This window comes from Stenotrophomonas maltophilia group sp. RNC7, assembly GCF_030910085.1.
GTDB lineage: Bacteria > Pseudomonadota > Gammaproteobacteria > Xanthomonadales > Xanthomonadaceae > Stenotrophomonas > Stenotrophomonas sepilia.
Genome location: NZ_JAVFVN010000087.1, coordinates 1 through 344, shown reverse-complemented (window position 1 = coordinate 344; position 344 = coordinate 1). Strand labels below are relative to the sequence as shown.

Genomic DNA, 344 nt, shown 5'->3' with positions numbered 1-344 from the left:
GCATCCTGCCAGCGTTGAACGTCTTCGGGCTTGGAAGACCGGATGAAGTCAGCAGCACGATCTGCAAATTCACCCACTGGAACATTCTCCAGCTGCCAGCCATCGCCCCAAGTGACGGTTATTGCGTTGTGAGCGCCGATGCGCTTTGCGCGTTCTTCCTGCTCGTTATGTGCGACAATTTCGGACGCTGTTAAGTCGAGCGTCTTGGCGCGGTCCAGTTCTTCCTCGACATAGATGCCGCTGAATTGATCTGGCCAGCCTGCACGTAAAGCCTGAGCTTCGGCGCATTTGGTTATCATCACGACTGGCATTTTCGCCCAGTTGCCCGAGGTGTCGAGCATCTG

Annotated in this window: 1 protein-coding gene; it reads right to left on the bottom strand. The window is 55.8% G+C overall.

Translation table 11 applies throughout. From position 1 onward, the window contains the following. Window positions 1-344, bottom strand: a 344-nt coding sequence (locus RCF13_RS00850; protein ID WP_308140726.1) for a recombinase RecT, incomplete at both ends; no start/stop codon positions are given.